The sequence below is a fragment of the Paenarthrobacter sp. CM16 genome, assembly GCF_013179505.1.
Taxonomy (GTDB): Bacteria; Actinomycetota; Actinomycetes; order Actinomycetales; family Micrococcaceae; genus Arthrobacter.
On the sequence record NZ_JABMCX010000490.1, the window covers coordinates 1 to 1,901 of the forward strand.

Annotated in this window: 1 rRNA gene; it reads right to left on the reverse strand. The window is 56.6% G+C overall.

The features are described from left to right. Positions 1–445: 445 nt before the first annotated feature. Positions 446–1,901 (reverse strand): 16S ribosomal RNA (locus HP499_RS23755); the annotation flags it as partial.

Sequence of the window (1,901 nt, forward strand, 5' to 3'; positions counted from 1 at the left end):
CTCGCGTCCACTATGTAGTTCTCAAACAACAACCCCGTCAACCAGACCACACCCACCACAACCCACACCCCACAAAGGGAAGCGCAAGCCATCAACAGCGGACGAAGTACCGGAAGCAGGAACAAAAAGAAACACCAGAAGTGCCCCCCCTGCATTGCTGCAAAAAGGTCCTGTTGCCTCAGGACCCAACAGTGCGCCAAACACAACCCCCACCAGCCACGCCCCGGACACGTTCCCAACAACACCACACCCCCCAAAAAAGGAAGCACAGGCCGCCGTACTAGCACCAGGACACAACCACAAAGGCCATGCCAAAAAAACTTTGATTCGTTGATATTCCACCCATGAGCACCCACCGCAGAACAGACGCCTGCGCAATGGGCAACACTGACAACCACCAACCATCCGCATGCACGGACACCGGCAATTATTAGCAGCTCCTTAGAAAGGAGGTGATCCAGCCGCACCTTCCGGTACGGCTACCTTGTTACGACTTAGTCCCAATCGCCGGTCCCACCTTCGACGGCTCCCCCCACAAGGGTTAGGCCACCGGCTTCGGGTGTTACCAACTTTCGTGACTTGACGGGCGGTGTGTACAAGGCCCGGGAACGTATTCACCGCAGCGTTGCTGATCTGCGATTACTAGCGACTCCGACTTCATGGGGTCGAGTTGCAGACCCCAATCCGAACTGAGACCGGCTTTTTGGGATTAGCTCCACCTCACAGTATCGCAACCCTTTGTACCGGCCATTGTAGCATGCGTGAAGCCCAAGACATAAGGGGCATGATGATTTGACGTCGTCCCCACCTTCCTCCGAGTTGACCCCGGCAGTCTCCTATGAGTCCCCGCCATAACGCGCTGGCAACATAGAACGAGGGTTGCGCTCGTTGCGGGACTTAACCCAACATCTCACGACACGAGCTGACGACAACCATGCACCACCTGTAAACCGACCGCAAGCGGGGCACCTGTTTCCAGGTATTACCGGTTCATGTCAAGCCTTGGTAAGGTTCTTCGCGTTGCATCGAATTAATCCGCATGCTCCGCCGCTTGTGCGGGCCCCCGTCAATTCCTTTGAGTTTTAGCCTTGCGGCCGTACTCCCCAGGCGGGGCACTTAATGCGTTAGCTACGGCGCGGAAAACGTGGAATGTCCCCCACACCTAGTGCCCAACGTTTACGGCATGGACTACCAGGGTATCTAATCCTGTTCGCTCCCCATGCTTTCGCTCCTCAGCGTCAGTTACAGCCCAGAGACCTGCCTTCGCCATCGGTGTTCCTCCTGATATCTGCGCATTTCACCGCTACACCAGGAATTCCAGTCTCCCCTACTGCACTCTAGTCTGCCCGTACCCACTGCAGAACCGGAGTTGAGCCCCGGTCTTTCACAGCAGACGCGACAAACCGCCTACGAGCTCTTTACGCCCAATAATTCCGGATAACGCTTGCGCCCTACGTATTACCGCGGCTGCTGGCACGTAGTTAGCCGGCGCTTCTTCTGCAGGTACCGTCACTTTCGCTTCTTCCCTACTGAAAGAGGTTTACAACCCGAAGGCCGTCATCCCTCACGCGGCGTCGCTGCATCAGGCTTGCGCCCATTGTGCAATATTCCCCACTGCTGCCTCCCGTAGGAGTCTGGGCCGTGTCTCAGTCCCAGTGTGGCCGGTCACCCTCTCAGGCCGGCTACCCGTCGTCGCCTTGGTAGGCCATTACCCCACCAACAAGCTGATAGGCCGCGAGTCCATCCAAAACCACAAAAGCTTTCCACCACCTGACATGCGTCAGACAGTCATATCCGGTATTAGACCCAGTTTCCCAGGCTTATCCCAGAGTCAAGGGCAGGTTACTCACGTGTTACTCACCCGTTCGCCACTAATCCCCCAGCAAGCTGGGATCATCGTT